Consider the following 20,406-nt stretch of genomic DNA (forward strand, 5'->3'; position numbering starts at 1 on the left):
CGTCGACTCACAGCGCTTCCCGCAATCCGGCCGGAACCGACAGGTGGCTCTGCATCACGATGCCGAGCGGCAGCCCGGCGACGAACGCCGAGTCCTGCGACCCGTACGCCGGCCGGAGCAGGACCCGGGCGGTGGCGCCCAGGTTGTCGATCGCGGCGACCATGTCGGGCAGCTGCTCGGCACTCATCACCGTGCCGGTGACGACCATGCCGAAGTTGACCAGGCCGGCACCGCGGGCTTCTTCCTGCGCGGTGCGGTCGGCTGCCCTGGCCTCCGCGATCGACCGGGCCGACGGACGGGCCGACGCGGTGGCCCGGAACGACGCGTTGCGCTTGTCGGCCTCGACCATCCGGGCCGCGGTGGCGGCGTCCAGCGGGCGGTACAGCAGCGTGACACGCTTGCGGTCGATGTCCGGGTGCGGCCCGACCAGCTGGGACAGCACCGACGAGAACACCTCGCCGCGCGGCGCCTGGGTCATCTGCCAGGTGATCGACCAGGCGCTGTCGTGCCGGTACTTGTCCCAGAACGCCTGCGCGGCGGCCGGGCCGACGTCGGTCCACTGCAGCTCCGGCGCGATGCCTTGGCTGCGGGCCTCGTCGATCAGCACCGCGGCGGCCGGGTCGTAGGCGATCCGGATCGTCTCGCACAACTCCTGCGCGGTCACCGGGCGGGCCGCCCCGGCACCGGTGGAGTTCAGGCTCTGGGTGAGCGCCGGCAACCGGGACGCCAGCTCGCGGCCCATGTCGTCTTCCTTGCGGCGCTTGCCGTTGCGGTCGGTGCCCTTGAAGGTCAGCGCCACCCGGGCCGACACCAGAGCCGAACCCTCCGGGTAGGTCTGGATCACCTCGGCGAGCATCGCGCGAGCGATCGCCGGCGTCCCGTCCTGCATGTTCTGCGACACCTCGCGGCGCAACCGGATCCCGGTGTCCGGCGCGGTCTCCACCGTGACCGAGGCGGCGACGATGCCCGGCTCGTGGCCCAGCGACGCCAGCCACTGGCCCCAGTGCGCCACCCAGGCGTCGACCTGGTCCTCGTCGACCAGCGAGGCGCCGTCGGGCTCGGCGTTGATCATCACGGTGAAGTGCCGGGTGCTCGGGTAGAACAGCAGCGCGAACGGCCGGCCGTAGGAGTCCTGGTACTCGCTGAGCTGGGAGGCCGCGGCGAGGCCGGGCAGCTGGAACTTGCCCCACGGCGTACGGCCGAGTGGTCCGGATCGGTAGACGTTGTGCCTGGCCATCTTCGCTCGCTGCCATCCAATTCGGGTCGAGAGCCTCTGCAGGGCGGAGTGCCCGTGCTTGTCCTTGGTCATCAGCAACAGCAGGGCGGCGCCGACGATCACCAACGTCACCAGCGCGCCGGTGATCCCGCTGGCCAGGGTGGCGATCATCGTGATCACCAGGCCGAACATCATGATCGCGGTGCCGAGCGTGCCCATCCCGGCGATGCCCGCCGAGGCGGGCGCCCGCCAGTTGCCGTACGTCCTGGGCGCCGTTCGAACGTTGTCAGCCGCTGCCACTTGGTCCCTCATCCATCGCGCTGTCGTCCCCGATCGCCTCGTTGCTCACGTCCTTGGCGGTGTCGATGCCCTTCTTGACCGCCATCGCGGTGGCCACTACCGCAATGCCGACCGGCCCGGCCGCGGCACCCGCACCGGCGGCCGCACCTCCCGCCGCGGCACCACCCGCGGCGCCACCGGCAGCCGCACCGCCACCTGCGGCCGCACCTCCGGCTGCCGCACCGCCACCGGCCGCACCGCCTGCTCCGGCACCGGCCCCAGCACCTCCGCCGGCGCCTCCGCCAGCGCCGCCCCCGGCACCGCCGCCTGCGCCACCACCTGCACCGCCGCCGCCACCGCCGCCACCACCGCCACCTGTGCGGCCACCTCCGGCGCCGCCGCTACCGCTCGCCGACCCGGAGTTCTGTGCCCCGCGCGGTCCTGAGCTCGGGGGCGGTGGGTTGCTGCCGGACCGGCCCACGGTGCGCGCACCGCTCGGCCCGTCGCTCTCGCTGGAGGTGCTCGAGCTCGCCTTGCTGGTGATCTTGTCCGCGCCGATCAGCTTGGCCGCGATTCCGCCGGCCCCGGCCGATCCCGCGGTCGCGGACACCATCGGTACGACGAACCGCATCAACGCCGGCATCGCGAACAGCGCGAGCACCAGCATGGTGACGCCGGTGACCATGTTCATGATCTGGGTGCCCGGGTCCTGCTCCGTGAAGGCCAGCGGGCCCTGTTCGTGCCCCGCGTCGAATGCCGCGCCGGTGAGCTTGATCGCGGTGGCGTAGATCAGCGCGGCCACCGGTTTGTAGAGCAGGAAGGCCGCCAGCCAGCCGAGGATCCGCTTGAACCACGCCTGGCCCATCTCGGTGTTGGTGGCCGACGCCGCGAGCGGCAGCACACCCAGCAGCAGGATGAGCATCGCGTACCGGATCACCATCAGCACGACCTGGATCACCGACGCGAGCAAGGTGATGACCGCGATCGTGATCATCAGCCCGACGCCGCCGGTCATCGCCGAGAGCCCGAGCAGCGCGGTCATCGCCGTACCGAAACTCGCCGGATTGACGTCTCCGGTGGGGTCGCAGGTCCAGCCGCTCGCCCCGGTGTTCAGCGAGGTCAAGATGATGCACTCGGAGAACCTGTCGCCGACGAAGATCAGCAGTTGCACGATGCCGACCGCCAACGTCGAGGCGACCGCCAGCGTGAGCAGGGACCTCAGCAGGTCACGGGCCGCGTCGCCGCGGTGTGACCAGGCCATCCGGGCTCCGCCGACGATCACGCCGACGGTCGCCGCGAAGATCGCCAGCCAACTCGTGTGGTCCCACAACCAGCCCACCGACGCGACCGCCGGCCGGCCCTGCTCGTCGCCCACCGGCGGAGTGGGGACGAACACCCAGAAGGTGCCGATCGTCGCCATCACCTTGCCGATGGCCGTGCTCAGCTCGGTGAAGATCGGATCGAAGATCAACTTAATCAACGCCTCGACTGCAGGGGTGAGCGCATCCAGCAGGAAGTCCCGGATGCAGGCGTCCCAACCGTCGTCGCACAGGAGCGCCAGCACGTCAGCCCCCGGTCTTCGGTGAGACGAAACGCAGGATGGCCGGCAGCGCGACGACGGCGAGCATCATCATGGCGACGCCGGTGATCACGGCCAGCGTCTCGTCCGTCGAGCCTTCGGGCGTACCGATCAGCGTGATCGCGGACGCGTAGATGATCGCCGCTATCGGTTTGTAGAGGATGAACCCGGCCAGCCAGGCCACCGCCCGCTTGAACCACATCATCCCGGCCTCGGTGTTGGTCGCCGCCGCGGTCAGCGGCAGCACACCGACGAGCAGGATCAGCATCCCGTACCGGATCACCATCAACGCCAGCTGGATCAGCGAGGTGACCACCATCAGGATGCCGATCACGATCACCAGCATCAGGCCGACACCCTCGGTCTTCAGGGGGTTCACCAGGATCTCGCCGATCCGGGTGGCGAAGGTCGACTGCGTCGGCGTCGGCTTGCCAGGGATCGGTTGCGGCGGCGGTCCCGCCTTGATCGCCTCGTCCACGATCCACTCCGAGAAGCCGTCCGCGATCTGGATCAGCGCCCCCGCGAACGCGACCGCGCCGGCCGACACCACCACCATCGTGAGCAGGCTCTTGATGATGTCGCGGACCGCCTCGCCGCGCTGGGCGAGCGCCATCCGGACGCCGCCGACGATCATCGAGAGGGTGGCGGCGAGGATCAGGATCCACAGCGTGCGCTCCTGGACGAACGCGATCGCGCTGTTGTTGCCGAACTCGGGGGTGTCGATGTCGATCCACAGCGTGCCGACCGACTCCATCACCAGCTCGACAGCTTTGATCACCACGAACTTGATCGCGTCGAAGATCAGCTCGAACAGGCTGCCGATCGCCCACTCCAGGGCGTCGCCGAGCTTCTCGGAGATGCAGTCGCCCCAGTCCCACGGCGCCCAGGAACATCCCAGCGGGATCATCAGGCACCCCCGAACCGGACGTAGCCGTTCAGCGACTGCAGCACGTCCGGCGCGACCGCGCCGTTGAAGCTGCCGTCGGGCTGCAGGACCAGCTTCCAGTCGTTGTCGACCCACAGCAGGGTGACCGGCAGACCGGCCACCTTCTGGCTGTCGAGGCGGACCGCGATCGAGATGATCGCGCGGTTCGGCAGGTAGTCGATCACCTTGAAGCCGGTGAACTGCGAGGTCTGGCCGGTGTTGCGCGGGGTCGGCGAGGTGCGGACCGCCTTCAACGCGAGGTTGCGCCCGGCCCCCGGTGCGATCCGGTTGCGCAGCACCGACTCGGTCAGCTCGGGATTACGGATCTGGCCGAGCGTCACCATCGCGGCCAGCACGGCCCCGGTCGGCGAGTGGGCGAAGCAGTGCCGCAAGCCGTTGGCGTCCTCGATCGCCGGTCCGCCTTGGGCCTGCAGGGGAATCAGCATGTTGGTCTCGAACTGCCAGCTGACCGCGGCCGGCGCCTCCCGCGGGATGCGCTGCGGCGGGTTCTTGGCGCGGCAGCCGCCGGTGCCGCTCGGCTTCACCGGGGCGGTCGGGGCCGTGGTGGTCGTGGGATCCGGGGTGGCCGGTGGTTCGGTGGCGTCGTCCGTCGGCTGGTCGGTGCCGCCGGTCGCGGTCGGCGTGGCCGTCGGGGTCGGCTGGGTGGACGGGGAGCCGTTGCCGCCCCCTGCCACCAGCCAGACCACGAGACACACGACGACCGCCCCGATGACGATCGCCGAGGCGACGAACCCGCGGCTCTCCCAGACCGAAGCCGCCGGGGCGTCGTCGTCGGAACCGGAGGAGCCGCCTCCGGTGAACCAGGCCATCGTGCTTCAGCCCTTGGATGAACCGTGCGGGGCGGTGCGCGGTGTGGTGGTCATCCGACGATGGTGTTGACCAGCGCCGACGCCGTACCGATCACGATGCAGCCCGCGAGGACCCAGCCGAGGCGGGCCGCGTGCTCGCCGCCCTCACCACGCCGCTGGCCGATGGCCATCATGGCGCCGGCGACGATCACGCCGAGGACACAGATCGCGATCGCGATCGTGGTGACCCAGCTGACCACCGTGTCGACCTTGCCGGTCACCTCGTCGGGCAGGTCTTCGACGAGCGGGACGAGAAGGTGGAGGTGCTTGACCAACATGAACAGAGCCTCTCAGTACGGGGCGGGGTAGTCCGCTGGATTTGACGCGCGCAGAGCGTAAATGGATTCGAGAACTTCGAAAACCTCGTCAGGGGTGTTGTCGGGCGTGGGATCCTCCCCCCTTCGCCACTCCTCGATCCAGGGGATGTCCCACACTCTGGGAACACCGCCGCCGACGATGTCGGCGAAGTCGTCCAGCACCCGGGGCAGCCGGCCAGGGGCGTCGGCGATCAGCACCAGGCCGAGCACCGCGACGCCCTGGACCACGCCGGAGGCCCACTCGATCGCCGCCCGCTGCGCCGCGCGCAGGCCCGAGCCGTGCGTCCGCGCGACCAGCACGACCGGAGTCGGCACCGGCGGCGGCGGAATCGGCCAGCGGTGACCGGCCGCGCGCGTGCCCGGCAGCAGCTGGGACATCGTCGTCTCGCCCGATCCACCGTGCACGCCGACCCACCACAAAGTGTCGGCGGCGGGGATGGCGAACTTCGGCAGGCGCTGGTCCTCGGCCGGGGCGGGCACGCCGTGCTGCGGCGCCGACGGTCCGCGCGCGGACAGGTCAGGCAACGGCGACGGGGGGCCCGACACAGGCTGCGGTCCTCCCGGCGGCAGTGGCTGCTGCGTCGTCCACGGGTTCTGCTGCGGTTGCGTCATGGCCCCTCCTCTCGCGGCGTGTCACGGGCTGTCGCCCACAGTATTGTCGCGCTATCCGGGGACGCGCGTTTGACCCATCCACAGGCGAGGATGTTTCTACCCCCTTGTCGGGGTCAGTCGAGCCGGACGGCTCCGGGCTTGGCATGCCTGGGCGGCAGCATCTGGTCCGGGCGGTCGCCATGCTAGAACGAGATCCCGTGAAGCCGACGATCGAGGGAGTTCCGTGGCGCGGATGAGTGGTGACCGTGGCTGACAAGGGCATCCCGTCCTGGCCGAAGGTCACGATTCGGCTGTACGACGACCACAACGCCGAGGTGAAGATCGCCGGGCGCAGCCACCCGGTGAACCACCACGACCCCCGGCAGGCCGCGATCGCGCTGGTCGCCGAGCGGGCCGGTCAGCTCGGGCGCGCCGTGAAGGCGACGGCGGTCGACTCCGACGGCTCGTCGTGGCCGCTGGTGATCCACCCCGACGGCCAGGTGGAGGCGATCGAGCTCGCCCCGAAGCGCAAGCCGATCTGGCCGATCATCGCGGCCGCCGGGCTGGCGGTCGTGCTGGTCGGCGGCACCGCCACGTACCTGCTGGTGGGGCGTGAGCCCAAGGCCCCGAAGCCACCCGCGGCGAACAAGCTGCCGGAGCTGCCGGCGCCGAAGATCGTGCCGGACCAGTTCATCGCGCGCCCGGCCCCGCCCGGCTGGACCACGAACGCGAGCTGGACCATCGACATCGCCGAGAACTCCGCCCCGGTGGTGTCCCCCGACGGCAGCGAGGTCGCGGTGCTGACCGAGGACCAGAAGCTCGTCGTCCTGGACAGCAGCGGCAAGGTGCTCTGGCAGGACGAGGTGCCGAAAAACGCGAGCGACCCGGTCTACACCACGATCGACTCCAAGCCGGTTCTCGCGATCGCCACGCCGAAGAGCCTGCGCTACTACCCGGGCGACGCCATCGAGCCGGCCGAGATCGAGCTGCCGGACGGCGCGGACGTGCAGTTCTTCGGCACCTCGCCGCTGGTCACGTTCGGCGACACGAGCGCGAGCGTGGTCAGCAACGGCGAGCTGCGCACGGTGGACAAGCAGCCGCGCTTCTCGACCGTGCTGCTGGCCGAGGGCGACAAGGCCCTGATCGCCCGGTACGCCGGACCGCTGTACTGGAGTCAGCCCGGCAAGGAGCTGCAGCAGCTGACCCTGAAACCGCCGGCCGGGGCGACCGGGATCAACCACATCGCGATGGCCAGTCCGGGCCGCGCGATGGTCATCTGGAACACCAAGAAGCCCGACGAGGTGATCCCGACGGTCAGCTCCACCGCGGACGGGTCGGTCGCGGCGGCCTGCCCGGCGGTGAACCCGCGCCGGGTGCAGAGCTGGAAGTGGGTGCCCGACGCCGGCGGCAAGGTCGCGGCGTACGGCGAGTGCGTGATCGACTTCATCGGCCGCAAGACGAGCCTGATCGAGGACTTCGACCCGCTGTCGGTCACCGGGACGACGATCTACGCCAACAGCGGCGGCAACCTGTCGTCGATCGTGCCGGGCGGCGGCAAGCTCACGGCCCTGCCCAAGAACGCGGCCCGTCCGTGGGGCATCGCCGGGAACCGCGCGATCGTTGTGCACGGCACCGTTCTCTACGCGCTGGACAAGAAGTGAGGACGGCCGGGCGGTGGCTGCTGGCCGGGGTGGTCGCGGCGGCGCTGGCCTATCTGCCCTTGTCGGCGGGAGCGGCCGGGCTGGACGACGAGCCGAAGCCGACCAGCTGGCCGACCGTCGACAAGCCGACCGGTTCGATCAGCCAGTCGGATCCCAAGCCGGTCAGCCGGCCGACGGTGGACAAGCCCGAGACCGGTCAGGGCAGTGATCCGCGACCCGTCAGCTGGCCCACGGCCGCCAAGCAGTAGCTCAGCCAAAAACAGCACGGCCCGGACTCCGAGGAGTCCGGGCCGTGCTGGGTGTTCCGGGTGTCAGCTCGCGACGACCTCGAGGCGGACCGTGGCGGCCACCTCGGGGTGCAGCTGGATCGAGACCTGGTGCTTGCCCGTGGTCTTGATCGGCGAGCCGATCGTGATCGCGCGCTTCTCCACCAGCGGGCCACCGGCCGACTTGATCGCACCGGCGACGTCCGCCGGGGTGACCGAGCCGAACAGGCGGCCGGTCTCGCCGGCCTTCACGTTCAGCGTGACGCCGAGCTGCTCGAGCTGGTTCTTGACCTCGCTCGCGTGCTCCTTGCCCTGGATCGCCCGGGCGTCGCGCGCCCGCTTGATCGTCTGGATCTGCTTCTCGGCGCCCCGGGTCCAGCCGATGGCCAGACCACGCGGAACCAGGTAGTTGCGGCCGTAGCCGTCCTTCACCTCGACGATGTCGCCGGGGTTACCGAGGCCTTCGACCTCCTGCGCCAGGATGAGCTTCATGTCTCAGACCTCCCTCAGCGAGCCGTGCTCGTGTACGGCAGCAGGGCCACCTCACGAGCGTTCTTGATAGCGGTGGCCACGTCGCGCTGGTGCTGCACGCAGTTCCCGGTCACCCGGCGGGCGCGGATCTTGCCGCGGTCCGAGATGAACTTGCGCAGCAGCGCGGTGTCCTTGTAGTCGACGTACGTCGCCTTGTCCTTGCAGAAGCCGCAGACCTTCTTCTTCGGCTTCCGGATAATTTTGGCCATTGTGGTGCTCTCCTCCTAGCAGAGCCCGGCACGAGTGCCGGAATGGTCGTCGGGTCAGTGCTGTGATCCTGGACGGATCAGAACGGGGGCTCTTCCATCGAGCCGCCGCCCTGGCTGGCCCAGGGGTCGTTCTGCGGAGCGGCGGCCGGGCCGCCACCTCCACCCTGCGGGGACGCCCAGGGGTCGTTCTGCGGGGCCTGGTTGCCGCCGCCGCCGAACCCACCCCCGGAGTTGCCACCACCGAAGTTGCCGCCGCCGCCACCTTCGCCGCCGGGGCCCGAGCGCGAGGCCCGGGTCACCTTGGCGGTGGCGCTGCGCAGGCTCGGACCGACCTCGTCGACGTCGATCTCGAAGACCGTGCGCTTCTGGCCCTCACGGTCGTCGTAGGTGCGCGACTTGAGCCGGCCCTGCACGATCACGCGCATGCCGCGCTGCAGCGACTCGGCCACGTTCTCGGCGGCCTGCCGCCAGACGGAGCAGCTCAGGAACAGCGACTCGCCGTCCTTCCACTCACCGGACTGCCGGTCGTACGTCCGCGGCGTCGACGCGACCCGGAAGTTCGCGACGGCGGCACCGGACGGGGTGAACCGCAGTTCAGGGTCGTCGACAAGATTGCCGACCAGTGTGACGACGGTTTCGCCTGCCATTACCGTTCCTCCTGCATTCGGGTGTGACTGTGTCCACAGCTATCAGTAGCGGCTGGCGCCGACAGTACCGATGCTGCTGACGACCCCAGGGTCAGTGCTGGTCCGGCCGGATGACCTTGGTGCGCAGGATCGACTCGTTCAGCGTGAGCTGACGGTCGAGCTCCTTCACCACAGCCGGCTCGGCGGTCAGGTCGATGACGGCGTAGATGCCTTCGGCCTTCTTCTTCACGTCGTAAGCAAGCTTGCGACGGCCCCAGATGTCGAGCTTCTCGACCGTGCCACCTTCCTTGCGGACGATGTTCAGGTACTGGTCGAGGGACGGCTCAACGGTGCGCTCTTCGAGCTCAGGGTCGAGAATCACCATGACTTCGTAACGACGCATGCGCGAACTCCACCTCCTTCGGACTTGGCGGCCACGGTCTCTCCGTGGCAGGAGGGCGATGCGAAACACCCGGGATCGGCAATTGCCGCCGAACCCAAGCAAGCAGCCCGGTCGATGGACCGGGCCACAGCAGAAGAATACCAGCGTGCGGACCCTGCCCTGACCATCATCCACAGGCCTTCAGCAGCGGACGCATGGCGCAGTCGCTGCGGCCCCAACCACCTTGGGTGTTCGTGACGTGACGAAGAGCAACGGCAGCGCCAGGACCGCGGACACTGTGGACAGCAGCAGGAACCCGCCTTCGGCGAACAGCGCGGTCGAGCCCGCGGTCGCGACGGCGGAGACCGCCCAGACCCACGCTTCGACCCGGCTCTCGAGTTTCGCCCGCGCCGCCTGGGAAGCCCGGGCGGTCTGGAGGAGGTACGCGCTGCCACCCAGATAGCAGAGGTTCCATCCGACGCCGAGGAAGAACAGCGCCGGGGTGAACGACGTCCCGCTGGGCACCGCGACCACCAGCGCCGACGCCACCAGGACCACGAGTCCGGCCAGCATCACCGGCCGAGGACCAGACCGGTCGATCCACCAGCCGGTGACGGGCGAGAGAGCGAACATGCCGAGCGTGTGGAACGACAGCATCAGTCCGAGCGCCCCCAGGCTCTGCCCGTGGTGGTGGGCGTGCACCGGGACCGAGGTCATCATCGCCACCATCACCAACTGCCCGACGAGCATCACGCCGGCCGCGACGACCGGCGTACGGCGTGACGTTGTCTGCGGCTCCGAGTCGGTCGGTTGCTCCGGTCTCTCGACGGGTTGCGGGCGGATGCGACTGGCGGCGACCAGGGCCGCGAACGCCGCGGCGACCGCCAGCAGGAACGGGCCGGCCAGTGCCGGCAGCCCGGTCGACGCGGCGAGGGACTGGGACGGCTCGAAGAGGAACGGCCCGCCCACGGCACCCGCCGTACTGGCCCAGACGACTGTTCCCATGGCTGCTGCTCTACGAGCCGGGGTGACGGCGTCGGCTGCGGCGTAGCGGGACAGGAGGCTGGCCGCGTTTCCCGCGCCGAGCAGGAACATGCCGGCGAACAGCAGGGCGACCGGCGCTCCGACAGCTGCCAGGACTGTGAGGGCACTACCCGCTACTGCGACGCCGTAACCGGACCGAAGTGCCTGTGCCCTGCCGAAGCGAGCGCTCCAGCGCCCGACCGCGACAGCGCCCGCGGCCGTCCCCAGGACGCCCGCGGTGTTCGGCAGTCCGGCCAGCCCGGGCGACAGTTCCTCCGCGACCAGGATCGTGCTCACCGCGCTGGCGGCGACCATCGCGGCGTTCATCAGGGCCGCGGCGACGACGACGGGAATCAGCATGCCGTCAACGCTAGGAAGGCCGGCGCCTGCGAAGAATGGCCGACAAAAGGTGTTCGGCCTTGCCGAGCAGCGATCTCGAAGGTGTTCTGGGGTTATGACCTTTCAGGAGCGCACGCTGGACGCCACCGACTGGCAGATCCTGTCCGAACTGCAGGCCGACGGGCGGCTGTCGTACAACCAGCTCGGCAAGCGGGTGAACCTCTCGCCGCCGGCCGTCGCCGACCGGGTCCGGCGACTGGAGGAGTCCGGCGTGATCGTCGGCTACCGGGCCCAGGTCGACGCCGCCCGAGCGGGGCAGCCGCTGTCGGCGTTCGTGCAGATGCGCTGCACCACCGGGCGCTGTCTGCTGAAGACCACTCGTTCCGACGATTATCCGGAGGTGCTCGAGGTGCACAAGCTCAGCGGCAACTCGTGTTCGATGCTGCGGGTCCGGGTGACCTCGATGCGCCACCTGGAAGGGCTGTTCGAACGGCTCGGCGAGCACGGCGAGATCAACACCCACGTGGTGCTGTCGACCGAGTTCGAGGGACGGCCGGTGCAGCCGCCCGCCCCGGAGGCTCGACCGGTGACCCGCTCGCAGGGCTGGTCCTGACGCCGATCTGTCGGTGGCCGGTCTTAGGGTGAGGTCATGAGCTTGAAGCTGGGTGCGCACGTCGATCAGGAAGACCCGCTGGCCGAGGCGGCCGACCGGGGCGCCGACCTGGTGCAGTTCTTCCTGGGCGATCCGCAGGACTACAAGGCGCCGAAGCTCGCTTACGCCGACGGCGAGGACGCGTTGCGCGAGCGCGCCGCCGCCGCGGGTGTCGACCTGTACGTGCACGCGCCGTACCGGCTGAACGTGGCGAACACGAACAACCGGATCCGGATCCCGAGCCGCAAGCTGCTGCAGCAGACGCTCGACAAGTCCGCCGAGATCGGCGTCAAGGGCGTGATCGTGCACGGCGGGCACGTCGGTGACGACGACGATCCCGAGGCCGGCTTCGACAACTGGCGCAAGTGCGTAGAGCGGGCCGAGCTCCCGGTGCCGCTGCTGATCGAGAACACGGCCGGCGGCGAGAACGCGATGGCCCGGCAGCTCGAGCGGATCGAGCGGCTGTGGGAGGCCGTTCAGGCTTCCGGCAACGACCGGCTGGAGAACGTCGGGTTCTGCCTGGACACCTGCCACTTCCACGCGGCCGGCGAGGAGTTGCCGACGATCGTCGAGAAGGTGCTCGCGATCACCGGGCGGATCGACCTGGTGCACGCCAACGGGTCGCGCGACGAGTTCGGCTCGGGCGCCGACCGGCACAGCAACTTCGAGCAGGGACACATCGATCCGGCCGACATCGTCGCGGTGGTGAAGGCCGCCGGGGCGCCGGTCGTCGTCGAGACCCCGAACGCGGACAACGGGCAGAAGGCCGACCTGGACTACCTGCGGGCCAACCTCGGCTGAGCTCGTCGGCTACGACTTGGGCTCGGCGGGCTTGAGGTTGTGCAGCCAGTAGGTGATGCCCCACGGCAGCAGCAGCGCCAGCGAGCCGGTGTCCCGCGCGGGGATCAGGATGTCGGCGCCGACCGCGGCGACGACCGCGATGGTCGAGGCGTGGAAGAGGGTGAAGCTGCCGGCCACGACCTGCCCCATCGCGAGCTTTCCGCGGGCGCAGCCGGCGTACACGGTCGCCAGAGCGAGGATCAGCACGGCGGCCAGCGCGACGCCGGTCCACGCGGTGGCGTTGTACCGGCTGTTCGAGTCGGCGATGTCAGCGACGAGGAAGAGCCCGATTACCAGGGTCAGCGCCGAGCACACCCAGTAGAACGTCGCGGTGCGGTCGGTGCTCGGTTCGGCCATGCGCGGACGGTACCGCAATCGATCAGACCGTCTCCGGCAGCGGCTCGGATCGGGCCGCACTGCGCCAGGGCAGCACGACCGCGCTGAGCAGGCAGCAGCATCCCGCGATCACGAACGACGTCCGCAACCCGACCAGTCCGGCCAGCACTCCACCGAGCGCAATGAACGCCGGCTGCACCGACCGTGAGGTGATCGACCAGGCGGTGAAGACCCTCGCCATGTAGGCGTCCTCGGTCACCTCCATCCGGTACGTGGCGAACGACGGGTTGAACGCCCCGGCCGCGATCAGCATCCCGGTGTCCGCGGCGATCAGCAGGAGCAGCCCGTCGATGCCCGGCGTCGCCAGCGGGAACAGCAACAGCCAGGGCGCCCGCAGTACGCCGAACACCAGCAGCATCCGGTGCAGCCCGATCCGCCGGGTCAGCCGCGGCGCGAACCAGGCGCCGAGCACCCCACCGGCGCACGGCAGCCCGAGCACCAGCCCGTACTGCCAAGCCGGCATCCCGAGGTCGCGCAGCATGAACACCGTGAACAGCGGCGAGGTCATCATCACCGGACCGCCGAAGAGCTGCGAGTTAAGGAAGAGCATCCGCAGCCCGCGCTGCCGCCAGATGTAGCGCCAGCCGGCGGTGATGTCCCGTCTGTCGGTCCGCCGCGTGGGAGCCGGCTCGGGGCGGCGGATCCGGCTGATGCCGAACGCCGAGAGCAGGAACGAGATCGCGTCGATCGCCAGCGTGAAGGTCGCACCGATCAGCCCGATCAGCGCGCCACCGATCGGGGGTCCGACGCTGAGCGTGATCCAGGTGGTCTGCTCGAACCGGCCGTTCGCCTCGGTCCGCAGCTCGGCCGGCACCAGCGCCTTCAGGTGCGCGCCGCTGGCCGCCGTGAAGGCGATCAGCGCGGCCGCGTGCAGGATGCCGACGACGCAGAGCTGGGCATAGGTCAGAACGTCGAGCGCGGCAGCGACCGGGATGCTGATCAGCGCGGCGAACCGAACCAGGTCAGCGGCGATCATCATCGGCCGCTTGTGCCGCTGCTCGATGAAGTCGCCCATCGGCAGCGCGAGCGCCGCACCCGCGATCGCCGACAACGCGGCCAGCATCGCGACCTGGAAGGTGCTGACGTCGAGCACGAGCACCGCGATCAACGGCAACGCGCCGAAGCCCACCGCGCTGCCCGCGGCACTCACCGAGTAGGCGAGCCAGAGACGACGGAAATCCGGACCCAACGACGACCCCAGCGACGGCATCCGGCGATCGTAGAAGCAGCCGCCGACAGATTCGATCGCCGCACCCGGCGCCCCGACGTCTGCGCCGTCAGCGCAGGTTGAGACCGCCGTCGAGCAGGATCACCTCGCCGGTCAGGTAGCTGTTCGCGACGACCGCGGCGATCAGGTCGGCGACGTCCTCGGGCCGCGCGGCGCGTCCCATCGGACTCCCGGTTTTCCACAGGGTGTGGGCATCGGTCCAGGTCGCCGTCAGCGGGGTGTCGACGAGCCCGGGCGCGACCGCGTTGACCCGGACGTCCGGTCCGAGCGCGGCGGCGAGCAGCTTGGTGACGTGGTTGAGGGCTGCCTTGCTCGCGGCGTACGCGATCGAGCTGCCTTTCGGCCGGACGCCGGCGTGGCTGGTCACGTTGACCACACAGCCACCGGCCGCGCGCAGCGCCGGCAGCGCCGCCGTACACAGCAGCCAGGGCGCGATCAGGTTCACGTCGAGCAGCTTGCGCCAGTCGGCCGCGCTCAGCCCGTCGAGCTCGGCGTGCGGCACCGGCCAGCTGATCCCCGCGTTGTTCACCAGTACGTCGAGCCGCCCGTACTCAGCCAGTACGGCGGGCACGAGCCCGGCCGCCTGCTCGTCGTCGCCCAGATCGGCCTGCAGGTAGGTCCCACCGAGCTCGGCCGCGAGCGCCTCACCGGCGTCCCGGCTGGTCCGCGAGTGCACGACCACCGTCATCCCGTCCGCCGCGAACCGCCGCGCGGTCGCCGCCCCGATCCCCGACGCGGACCCGGTCACCAAAGCCACTCTCATGCCCGCCACCCTAAGGAGAACCGACTGGCCGGTATTTATTGCCAGTGTTAAGTAATGCTCGTAGGTTCGGTCTCTCACGCATCTCGACGGAGGGAACGCCCATGATCTCCCGACGTGCACTCGGTCTCGCACTGCTCGCTCCGCTGCTGGCGGTGCTGCCGCCCGCGGGGCCGGCGCCGGCCGAGGCGAAGTCACCGCACCCGCAGCCCTTCATGGGCTGGAGCAGCTGGAGCATCGGCTCCGCCAAGGCGCCCGGCTACGGCACCGACTGGCTGACCGAGGCCAACATCAAGAAGACCGCCGACACGATGGCCGCCAAACTCCGGCCGGCCGGCTACCGCTACATCAACATCGACGCGGGCTGGAGCGCGACGATGGACTGGCAGTTCCACAGCGACGAGTACGGCATTCCCAGCGCCGACCCGGGCCGATTCCCGAGCGGCATCAAGGGCGTCGCGGAGTACGTCCACCGCAAGGGACTCAAGCTCGGCATCTACGGTGCGATCGGGCTGGAGAAGAAGATCTACGACCGCAACGTGCCGGTCAAGGGCACCAGTTGCACCGTGCAGGACATCACCGTCCAGCCGCTGACCCACGCGAACAAGTGGGACGACAACTGGATGATCGACTACACCAAGCCGTGCGCGCAGGCCTACATCGACTCGATCGTCGCCAAGTACGCCTCCTGGGACATCGACTTCCTCAAGATCGACGGCATCCTGGCCTCCAGCGTGCCGGAGATCCGGGCCTACTCGAAGGCGATCGACAAGACCGGCCGCAAGATCTGGCTGAGCGGCAGTGCCTGGCCGGTCGACATCGCGGCCGCCGACGCGCTGCGGCCGTGGCTGAACGGCGTACGGATTGACACCGACGTCGAGTGCTACTGCGAGACCACGGCGACCTGGGAGAGCTCGGTCGACAACCGCTGGGAGGACCTGCCGAACTGGCTGCGGCACGTCCGTCCCGACTACCTGGCCGATCTGGACTCGATGCCGATCAACAACAACTCGGGCACCGGGCTGCAGGACGGCATCAACGATGTCGAGCGGCAGTCGGTGATGACGTTCTGGTCGATGGCGTCCGCTCCGCTGTACGTCGGCGGTGACCTGCAGCACATCGACCAGCAGGCCGTCGACATCCTGACCAACCCCGAGGTGATCGCGCTCGACCAGTCGGCCGTCCTGCCGGCCCGCGTCACCAGTGGCGACCTGCAGGTCTGGAAGAAGGTCGTGAACGGCAAGACGTACGCCGCGGTCTACAACCTCGGCTCGACGCCGGCCGACATCACGGTCGACTTCAAGGCACTGGGGACGGGCCGTTTCCAGCGCGTGCGTGACCTGGTGGCGCGCAAGGACCTGGGCCGATCCTGGAGCAGCTGGACCGCCGAGGACGTGCCCGCGCACGGCTCGCGGCTGATCCGCATCGGCTGAGCACCGGGCGGGCAGCTCACCCGGCGTACCGGGTGGGAGCGCTGCCGGTAGTCGCGGACTCTCCGCTCGGCTACGGTCTGGCGCTCCCGCCCGGTAACCTGACCGACCGTGAGTGACTTCAGCATCCGGACCATCTCGGCCGACGAGCACGCCACCTACCTGGCGGCCCAGCCGTCGGCCAGCTTCCTGCAGACCCCGGGCTGGGCGGCGGTGAAGAGCGAGTGGAAGGCGGAGTCGCTCGGCTGGTTCGATCCGGCGAACCCGAGCGAGCTGGTCGGCGTGGCGCTGGTGCTCTACCGGCAGATGCCGAAGGTGAAGCGCTACCTGGCCTACCTGCCCGAGGGCCCGGTGATCGACTGGGACGCGATCGACCTCGGCCGCTACCTGCGGCCGCTCGCCGCGCACACGCACGAGCAGGGCGCGTTCGGCCTGCGCATGGGCCCGCCGGTGGCGACCCGCCGGTGGACCGCGAAGACGATCAAGGACGCGATCGCCGGGGGCCAGCAGCCGAAGCTCGGCGACGTCCGCCCGGACGTGATCGAGCCGTCCGGCGCCACCGTCGCGGCCCAGCTGCGCGCGCTCGGCTGGAAGGCCCCGCGGGTCGGCGAGGGCTTCGCCGCCGGTCAGCCGCAGTACGTCTTCCAGGTGCCGCTGGCCGGCCGCAGCCAGGACGACCTGCTCAAGGGCATGAACCAGCTCTGGCGGCGCAACATCAAGAAGGCCGACAAGCTCGGCGTCGAGGTCACCCTCGGTACGCCGGAGGACCTGAAGGCCTTCCACCAGCTGTACGTCGAGACGGCCGAGCGGGACCACTTCACCCCGCGGCCGCTGCCGTACTTCGTCAAGATGCAGGCGGCGATGGCGCACCAGCCGGCCGACGTCTGCGACTTCCGGCTCTACAACGCCTATCACGAGGGGGACCTGGTCGCGTCGACGATCTGGGTCCGGGTGGGCGGTCACTCCTGGTACTCCTACGGGGCCAGCTCGACCGCCAAGCGGGACGTCCGAGGATCGAACGCGATCCAGTGGCGGATGATGTCGGACGCGCTCGCCGCGGGCGCGTCCGTGTACGACCTACGGGGCATCACCGACACCTTGGACCCGAACGACCCGCACGTCGGGTTGATCCAGTTCAAGGTCGGCACCGGCGGCGAGGCCGTCGAGTACGTCGGTGAGTGGGATCTGCCGTTGAACAAGGCGCTCTACACCGCATTCGACCTCTACATGAGACGGCGTTGACACCATGCCCCTGATCCTGCACATCGACTCCGATCGATGGCGCGACCACCTGCGGTCGACCTGGAACCCCGACATCATCCCCGTGGCCAAGGGCAACGGGTACGGCGTGGGCAACCCTCGGCTGCTGGCCGAGTCGCGCGCGCTGGGCGCGAAGACGGTCGCGGTCGGCACGTACAACGAGGTGCCGCCGGACTACAAGGACGACGTCGTCGTGCTCTCGCCGTGGCGCTCGTTCCTGGAGATCCCGCAGGGCAAGAACGTGATCCACACGGTCAGCCGGCTGGCCGACCTGGTCTCGATCCCGGCCGGCAGCCGGGTGCTGATCGAGGTGCAGACCTCGATGCGCAGGCACGGCATCGGCGCCCGCGAACTGCGGCACACGATGCTGCTGAACGCGCTCGACCGGATCAAGTTCGAGGGCTGGTCCCTGCACTTCCCGATGGGCGCCGGCGGTACGTCGGCGAACATCCGCGAGGCGCAGGACCTCGGCAAGGCGGCCCGCGCGGTCCGGCAGGGACCGCTGTGGGTGTCGCACGTGCCGGCCCAGAAGCTGGCCGACATCGGCGAGAACGTGAAGCTGCGGATGGGCACCGGCCTGTGGCTGGGCGACCGGGGTGCGTTCAGCGTGCGGGCGACCGTACTGGACGTGCACTCGGTCCGCCGCGGTGAGCGGGTCGGGTACCGGCAGCGCCGGGTCAGCGGGGACGGGCACATCCTGGTGGTTTCCGGCGGCACCGCGCACGGCGTCGGGCTGGAGGCGCCGACCGCGGCCGCCAGCGTCCGGCAGCGCGCGATCGCGGTGGCCAAGGGCAGCCTGGACGCGGCCGGGATGGCGTTGTCGCCGTTCACGATCGAGGGCAAGCAGCGCTGGTTCGCCGAGCCGCCGCACATGCAGGCCAGCATGCTGTTCCTGCCGTCGTCGGTGGCCCCGCCCGCGGTCGGCGACGAGGTCGGCGTCGACGTCCGCTACACCACCACGATCTTCGACAAGGTGTCGATGGACTGAGCCGCTCTTGACTTCAGGTGCACCTGAAGTTGGACCGTGGGGCCATGGCACAGACAACGTTCCTGGATCGGATCGAACAGACGGAGGGGGCGGCCGAGCTGCGGGCCGCGTCGTACCGGCTGCTCCGGCGCGCGCCCGGTGACACCGTGGTCGACGTCGGCTGCGGTGCCGGGCACGCGGCCGCGGAGCTCGTGGAGCAGCAATTCAAGACGATCGGGGTCGACGCCGACCCGGCCGCGATCGCCGTCGCCGAAGCCCGTACGCCGGGCGCGGTCTTCCACACCGCGCCCTCGGACCGGCTGCCGCTCGAGGACGGCTCCGTCGACGGCTACCGCGCGGTCCGGCTGTTCCACCTGCTCGAGGACCCGCTGCCGACGCTGGCCGAGGCCTACCGGGTGCTCCGGCCCGGCGGCCGGGCGGTGCTCGCCGGCCAGGACTACGGGTTCCTGCTGATCGACAGCAGCGACCAGGATCTGACCGACGTGATCCTGCTCGGGCTGGAATCCCGCTCGGTCGCGCCGCGGGCGCCCCGGAGCTTCCGCGACTGGCTGCTCGACACCGGCTTCCACGACCCGGAGGTGGTGGTCCACAACCGGGTCGTGACCGGCCACGACGTGATGGTCAAACAGCTCGAGCTGGCCGCCGACGCGGCCGTCGACAAGGCGCTGATCACCCGGGACGACGCCGACGGCTGGCTGGCCGAGCAGACCGACCGGGCCCGCCGCGACCGGTTCCTCGCCGTACTGCCGACGCTGCTGGTGGCCGCTACGCGGTGACCGAACGCCGGGAGGTGGAGACCGGGATCAGCGCGCCGAGCGAGAGCAGGACCGCGAAGACGATCATCGTCGGCCGCAGCGCGAGGTGCTGGATCACCAGGCTGAAGGCGATCGACGGGATGCCCATGCCGAAGTAGGCGATCACGAAGAACGCGGCCAGAACGCCGGCGCGGGACGCCGGCTCCGCGGCGACCGCCGTCTGGGTCACCGCGCTCTTGAAGAGCAGACCGGCGCCTGCTCCGGCCAGCGCGGCCGCGACCAGGATGAGCCAGAGCGCCGGGCGGTAGAGCGCCACGGCGGTCAGTGCCAGCCCGAGCGGGAACAGCAGCGTTCCGGTCGTCAGGATCGCGCGGTGCGACAGCTTCCGCAGCGCCAGCTGAGCAACGGCCGACGCGGCCATCGCGGTGAACGGCGCGAGACCGGCCACGAAGTACGACGTGACACCGAGCTGGCCGCGCACGATGATCGCGCCGAGTGAGGAGAACAGCCCGATCACCGCGAACGCGAAGAACCCGACCGCCCCGGCCGCGACGAAGTCCGTTCGGCGACCCGGCCGGACCGCGAACCGCACCGGCCGGTCCTGCTCGGCCAGTTCCGCGTCGACGGTCTCCGGGCTGGTCAGCACCAGGCCGAGCAACACGACCATCAGGACTCCGAACACGACGTACGACGTGTGCACCGGCGCGGGCGCCCACTGCGCGAGCGCGCCGGCGACGAGCGGGCCGAGGGACAGGCCGCCCAGGTTCGCCGCCGCGGCGACCAGGGCCGGGGTCGGCGAGGCCGCGGCGTCGGGCCGGGCCTCACGGTAGAGGTCGGTCAGGTAGGCGGTCGCCGTCGAGGCCATCAGGCCGACGGCGACACCGGTCAGGATCCGGCCGATGATCAGGCCCGGCAGCGCCGGCCAGACGGCCAGGACGACGGCAGCCAGGATGCCGACCAGCAGCGCGGGCACGATGATCCGGCGGCGGCCGAGCCGGTCGGACAGGTGCCCGAGCAGCCGGAAGCTGGCCGCGGCACCGACCACCATCGCCGCGAACGCGACCGTCACCGTGGTCGGGCCGAAGTGGTCCCGGACCTGGTAGATCGGCCAGAGCGGGGTGGGCGCCGTACCGAACGCCATCAGCGTGAGAAAGGCGAGGGCGACGAACCAGAACCCGGTCATGTGCCGGCTCCTGGTCGCTACTGCGGTGCTGCTCATCAGTTCGAACCTCTCGTGGAATTGGGTGTCCCACAGAGTTCGAACGGACGCGCCGCAGCCACCGA

The 20,406-nt window shown here is 70.1% G+C and carries 23 protein-coding genes; 8 read left to right on the forward strand and 15 right to left on the reverse strand.

Features of this window, described 5'->3' with window-relative positions; all coding sequences use genetic code 11:
* Positions 1-7 precede the first annotated feature (7 nt).
* The 6 genes from ACQPXM_RS40685 to ACQPXM_RS40710 are packed head-to-tail and all read right to left on the reverse strand — an operon-like array spanning position 8 to position 5,797.
* On the reverse strand, positions 8-1,516 hold the full coding sequence (locus tag ACQPXM_RS40685; RefSeq protein WP_432943327.1) for an SCO6880 family protein: 1,509 nt from the start codon (positions 1,514-1,516) through the stop codon (positions 8-10).
* The gene (locus ACQPXM_RS40690) at positions 1,503-3,059 is read right to left on the reverse strand and encodes a hypothetical protein (RefSeq protein ID WP_432943328.1); all 1,557 of its coding nucleotides are present in this window, start codon (positions 3,057-3,059) and stop codon (positions 1,503-1,505) included. Before ACQPXM_RS40690 ends, ACQPXM_RS40685 begins: the two co-directional genes overlap by 14 nt.
* A gap of 1 nt (position 3,060) precedes the next feature.
* The gene (locus tag ACQPXM_RS40695; protein ID WP_432943329.1) at positions 3,061-3,981 is read right to left on the reverse strand and encodes a hypothetical protein; all 921 of its coding nucleotides are present in this window, start codon (positions 3,979-3,981) and stop codon (positions 3,061-3,063) included.
* The gene (locus ACQPXM_RS40700; protein WP_432943330.1) at positions 3,981-4,829 is read right to left on the reverse strand and encodes a hypothetical protein; all 849 of its coding nucleotides are present in this window, start codon (positions 4,827-4,829) and stop codon (positions 3,981-3,983) included. The genes ACQPXM_RS40695 and ACQPXM_RS40700 overlap by 1 nt, the downstream gene beginning before the upstream one ends.
* A gap of 50 nt (positions 4,830-4,879) precedes the next feature.
* Positions 4,880-5,146, reverse strand: a complete 267-nt coding sequence (locus ACQPXM_RS40705; protein ID WP_077018409.1) for a TrbC/VirB2 family protein — start codon at positions 5,144-5,146, stop codon at positions 4,880-4,882.
* Positions 5,147-5,158: 12 nt separating this feature from the next.
* On the reverse strand, positions 5,159-5,797 hold the full coding sequence (locus ACQPXM_RS40710) for a DUF6668 family protein (RefSeq protein ID WP_432943331.1): 639 nt from the start codon (positions 5,795-5,797) through the stop codon (positions 5,159-5,161).
* 239 nt (positions 5,798-6,036) lie between these two features.
* Between ACQPXM_RS40710 and ACQPXM_RS40715 the strand changes: the two genes are divergently transcribed.
* Positions 6,037-7,437 carry a hypothetical protein gene (locus tag ACQPXM_RS40715; RefSeq protein WP_432943332.1) on the forward strand — a complete coding sequence of 467 codons (1,401 nt, stop codon included), beginning with the start codon at positions 6,037-6,039 and terminating at the stop codon, positions 7,435-7,437.
* On the forward strand, positions 7,434-7,685 hold the full coding sequence (locus ACQPXM_RS40720; RefSeq protein ID WP_432943333.1) for a hypothetical protein: 252 nt from the start codon (positions 7,434-7,436) through the stop codon (positions 7,683-7,685). Before ACQPXM_RS40715 ends, ACQPXM_RS40720 begins: the two co-directional genes overlap by 4 nt.
* Before the next feature lie 63 nt (positions 7,686-7,748).
* On the opposite strand, the gene rplI is transcribed toward ACQPXM_RS40720, so the two are convergent.
* The 5 genes from rplI to ACQPXM_RS40745 all read right to left on the reverse strand — a co-directional run bounded on the left by rplI (position 7,749) and on the right by ACQPXM_RS40745 (position 10,834).
* Entirely contained in the window at positions 7,749-8,195 is a 447-nt protein-coding gene (gene rplI, locus ACQPXM_RS40725) for a 50S ribosomal protein L9 (RefSeq protein ID WP_077018405.1), read from the reverse strand.
* A 14-nt stretch (positions 8,196-8,209) separates the two neighbouring features.
* Positions 8,210-8,443 (reverse strand): 30S ribosomal protein S18, encoded by a 234-nt coding sequence (rpsR, locus tag ACQPXM_RS40730; RefSeq protein ID WP_012924539.1) that lies wholly within the window; start codon positions 8,441-8,443, stop codon positions 8,210-8,212.
* 77 nt (positions 8,444-8,520) lie between these two features.
* On the reverse strand, positions 8,521-9,090 hold the full coding sequence (locus ACQPXM_RS40735) for a single-stranded DNA-binding protein (protein ID WP_432943334.1): 570 nt from the start codon (positions 9,088-9,090) through the stop codon (positions 8,521-8,523).
* Between the two features lie 91 nt (positions 9,091-9,181).
* Complete coding sequence (gene rpsF / locus ACQPXM_RS40740) at positions 9,182-9,472, reverse strand: 30S ribosomal protein S6 (protein ID WP_012924541.1); 291 nt, start codon at positions 9,470-9,472, stop codon at positions 9,182-9,184.
* A gap of 180 nt (positions 9,473-9,652) precedes the next feature.
* Positions 9,653-10,834, reverse strand: a complete 1,182-nt coding sequence (locus ACQPXM_RS40745) for an MFS transporter (protein WP_432943335.1) — start codon at positions 10,832-10,834, stop codon at positions 9,653-9,655.
* Positions 10,835-10,928: 94 nt separating this feature from the next.
* Here ACQPXM_RS40745 and ACQPXM_RS40750 point away from each other — a divergent pair, with 94 nt between their 5' ends.
* A complete protein-coding gene (locus tag ACQPXM_RS40750) occupies positions 10,929-11,426 on the forward strand; it encodes an Lrp/AsnC family transcriptional regulator (protein WP_432943336.1) in 498 nt (165 codons plus the stop codon).
* Between the two features lie 36 nt (positions 11,427-11,462).
* Positions 11,463-12,266: a deoxyribonuclease IV gene (locus ACQPXM_RS40755; protein WP_432943337.1), complete on the forward strand. Its 804-nt coding sequence runs from the start codon at positions 11,463-11,465 to the stop codon at positions 12,264-12,266.
* A gap of 9 nt (positions 12,267-12,275) precedes the next feature.
* Here the strand turns inward: ACQPXM_RS40755 and ACQPXM_RS40760 are convergent, their stop codons facing one another.
* From ACQPXM_RS40760 to ACQPXM_RS40770, 3 genes are all read right to left on the reverse strand, one after another.
* Positions 12,276-12,662 (reverse strand): hypothetical protein, encoded by a 387-nt coding sequence (locus tag ACQPXM_RS40760; RefSeq protein WP_432943338.1) that lies wholly within the window; start codon positions 12,660-12,662, stop codon positions 12,276-12,278.
* 22 nt (positions 12,663-12,684) lie between these two features.
* Positions 12,685-13,911: an MFS transporter gene (locus ACQPXM_RS40765; protein ID WP_432943339.1), complete on the reverse strand. Its 1,227-nt coding sequence runs from the start codon at positions 13,909-13,911 to the stop codon at positions 12,685-12,687.
* Positions 13,912-13,978: 67 nt separating this feature from the next.
* Entirely contained in the window at positions 13,979-14,692 is a 714-nt protein-coding gene (locus tag ACQPXM_RS40770; RefSeq protein WP_432943340.1) for an SDR family NAD(P)-dependent oxidoreductase, read from the reverse strand.
* Between the two features lie 101 nt (positions 14,693-14,793).
* On the opposite strand from ACQPXM_RS40770, the gene ACQPXM_RS40775 reads away from it, so the two are divergent.
* The 4 genes from ACQPXM_RS40775 (at position 14,794) to ACQPXM_RS40790 (ending at position 19,143) form a co-directional block, all read left to right on the forward strand.
* A complete protein-coding gene (locus tag ACQPXM_RS40775; protein WP_432943341.1) occupies positions 14,794-16,122 on the forward strand; it encodes a glycoside hydrolase family 27 protein in 1,329 nt (442 codons plus the stop codon).
* A 108-nt stretch (positions 16,123-16,230) separates the two neighbouring features.
* Positions 16,231-17,361: a lipid II:glycine glycyltransferase FemX gene (locus tag ACQPXM_RS40780; protein WP_432943342.1), complete on the forward strand. Its 1,131-nt coding sequence runs from the start codon at positions 16,231-16,233 to the stop codon at positions 17,359-17,361.
* A 4-nt stretch (positions 17,362-17,365) separates the two neighbouring features.
* Positions 17,366-18,367 (forward strand): alanine racemase, encoded by a 1,002-nt coding sequence (locus tag ACQPXM_RS40785; protein ID WP_432943343.1) that lies wholly within the window; start codon positions 17,366-17,368, stop codon positions 18,365-18,367.
* Between the two features lie 44 nt (positions 18,368-18,411).
* Positions 18,412-19,143, forward strand: coding sequence for a methyltransferase domain-containing protein (locus ACQPXM_RS40790; protein WP_432943344.1), 732 nt, complete (start codon positions 18,412-18,414; stop codon positions 19,141-19,143).
* Here ACQPXM_RS40790 and ACQPXM_RS40795 read toward each other — a convergent pair.
* Positions 19,133-20,341: an MFS transporter gene (locus ACQPXM_RS40795; protein WP_432943345.1), complete on the reverse strand. Its 1,209-nt coding sequence runs from the start codon at positions 20,339-20,341 to the stop codon at positions 19,133-19,135. The two genes, ACQPXM_RS40790 and ACQPXM_RS40795, sit on opposite strands and share 11 nt — an antisense overlap.
* Between the last annotated feature and the right edge of the window lie 65 nt (positions 20,342-20,406).

The sequence above is a fragment of the Kribbella sp. CA-253562 genome (assembly GCF_050942265.1).
Classification (GTDB): Bacteria; Actinomycetota; Actinomycetes; order Propionibacteriales; family Kribbellaceae; genus Kribbella.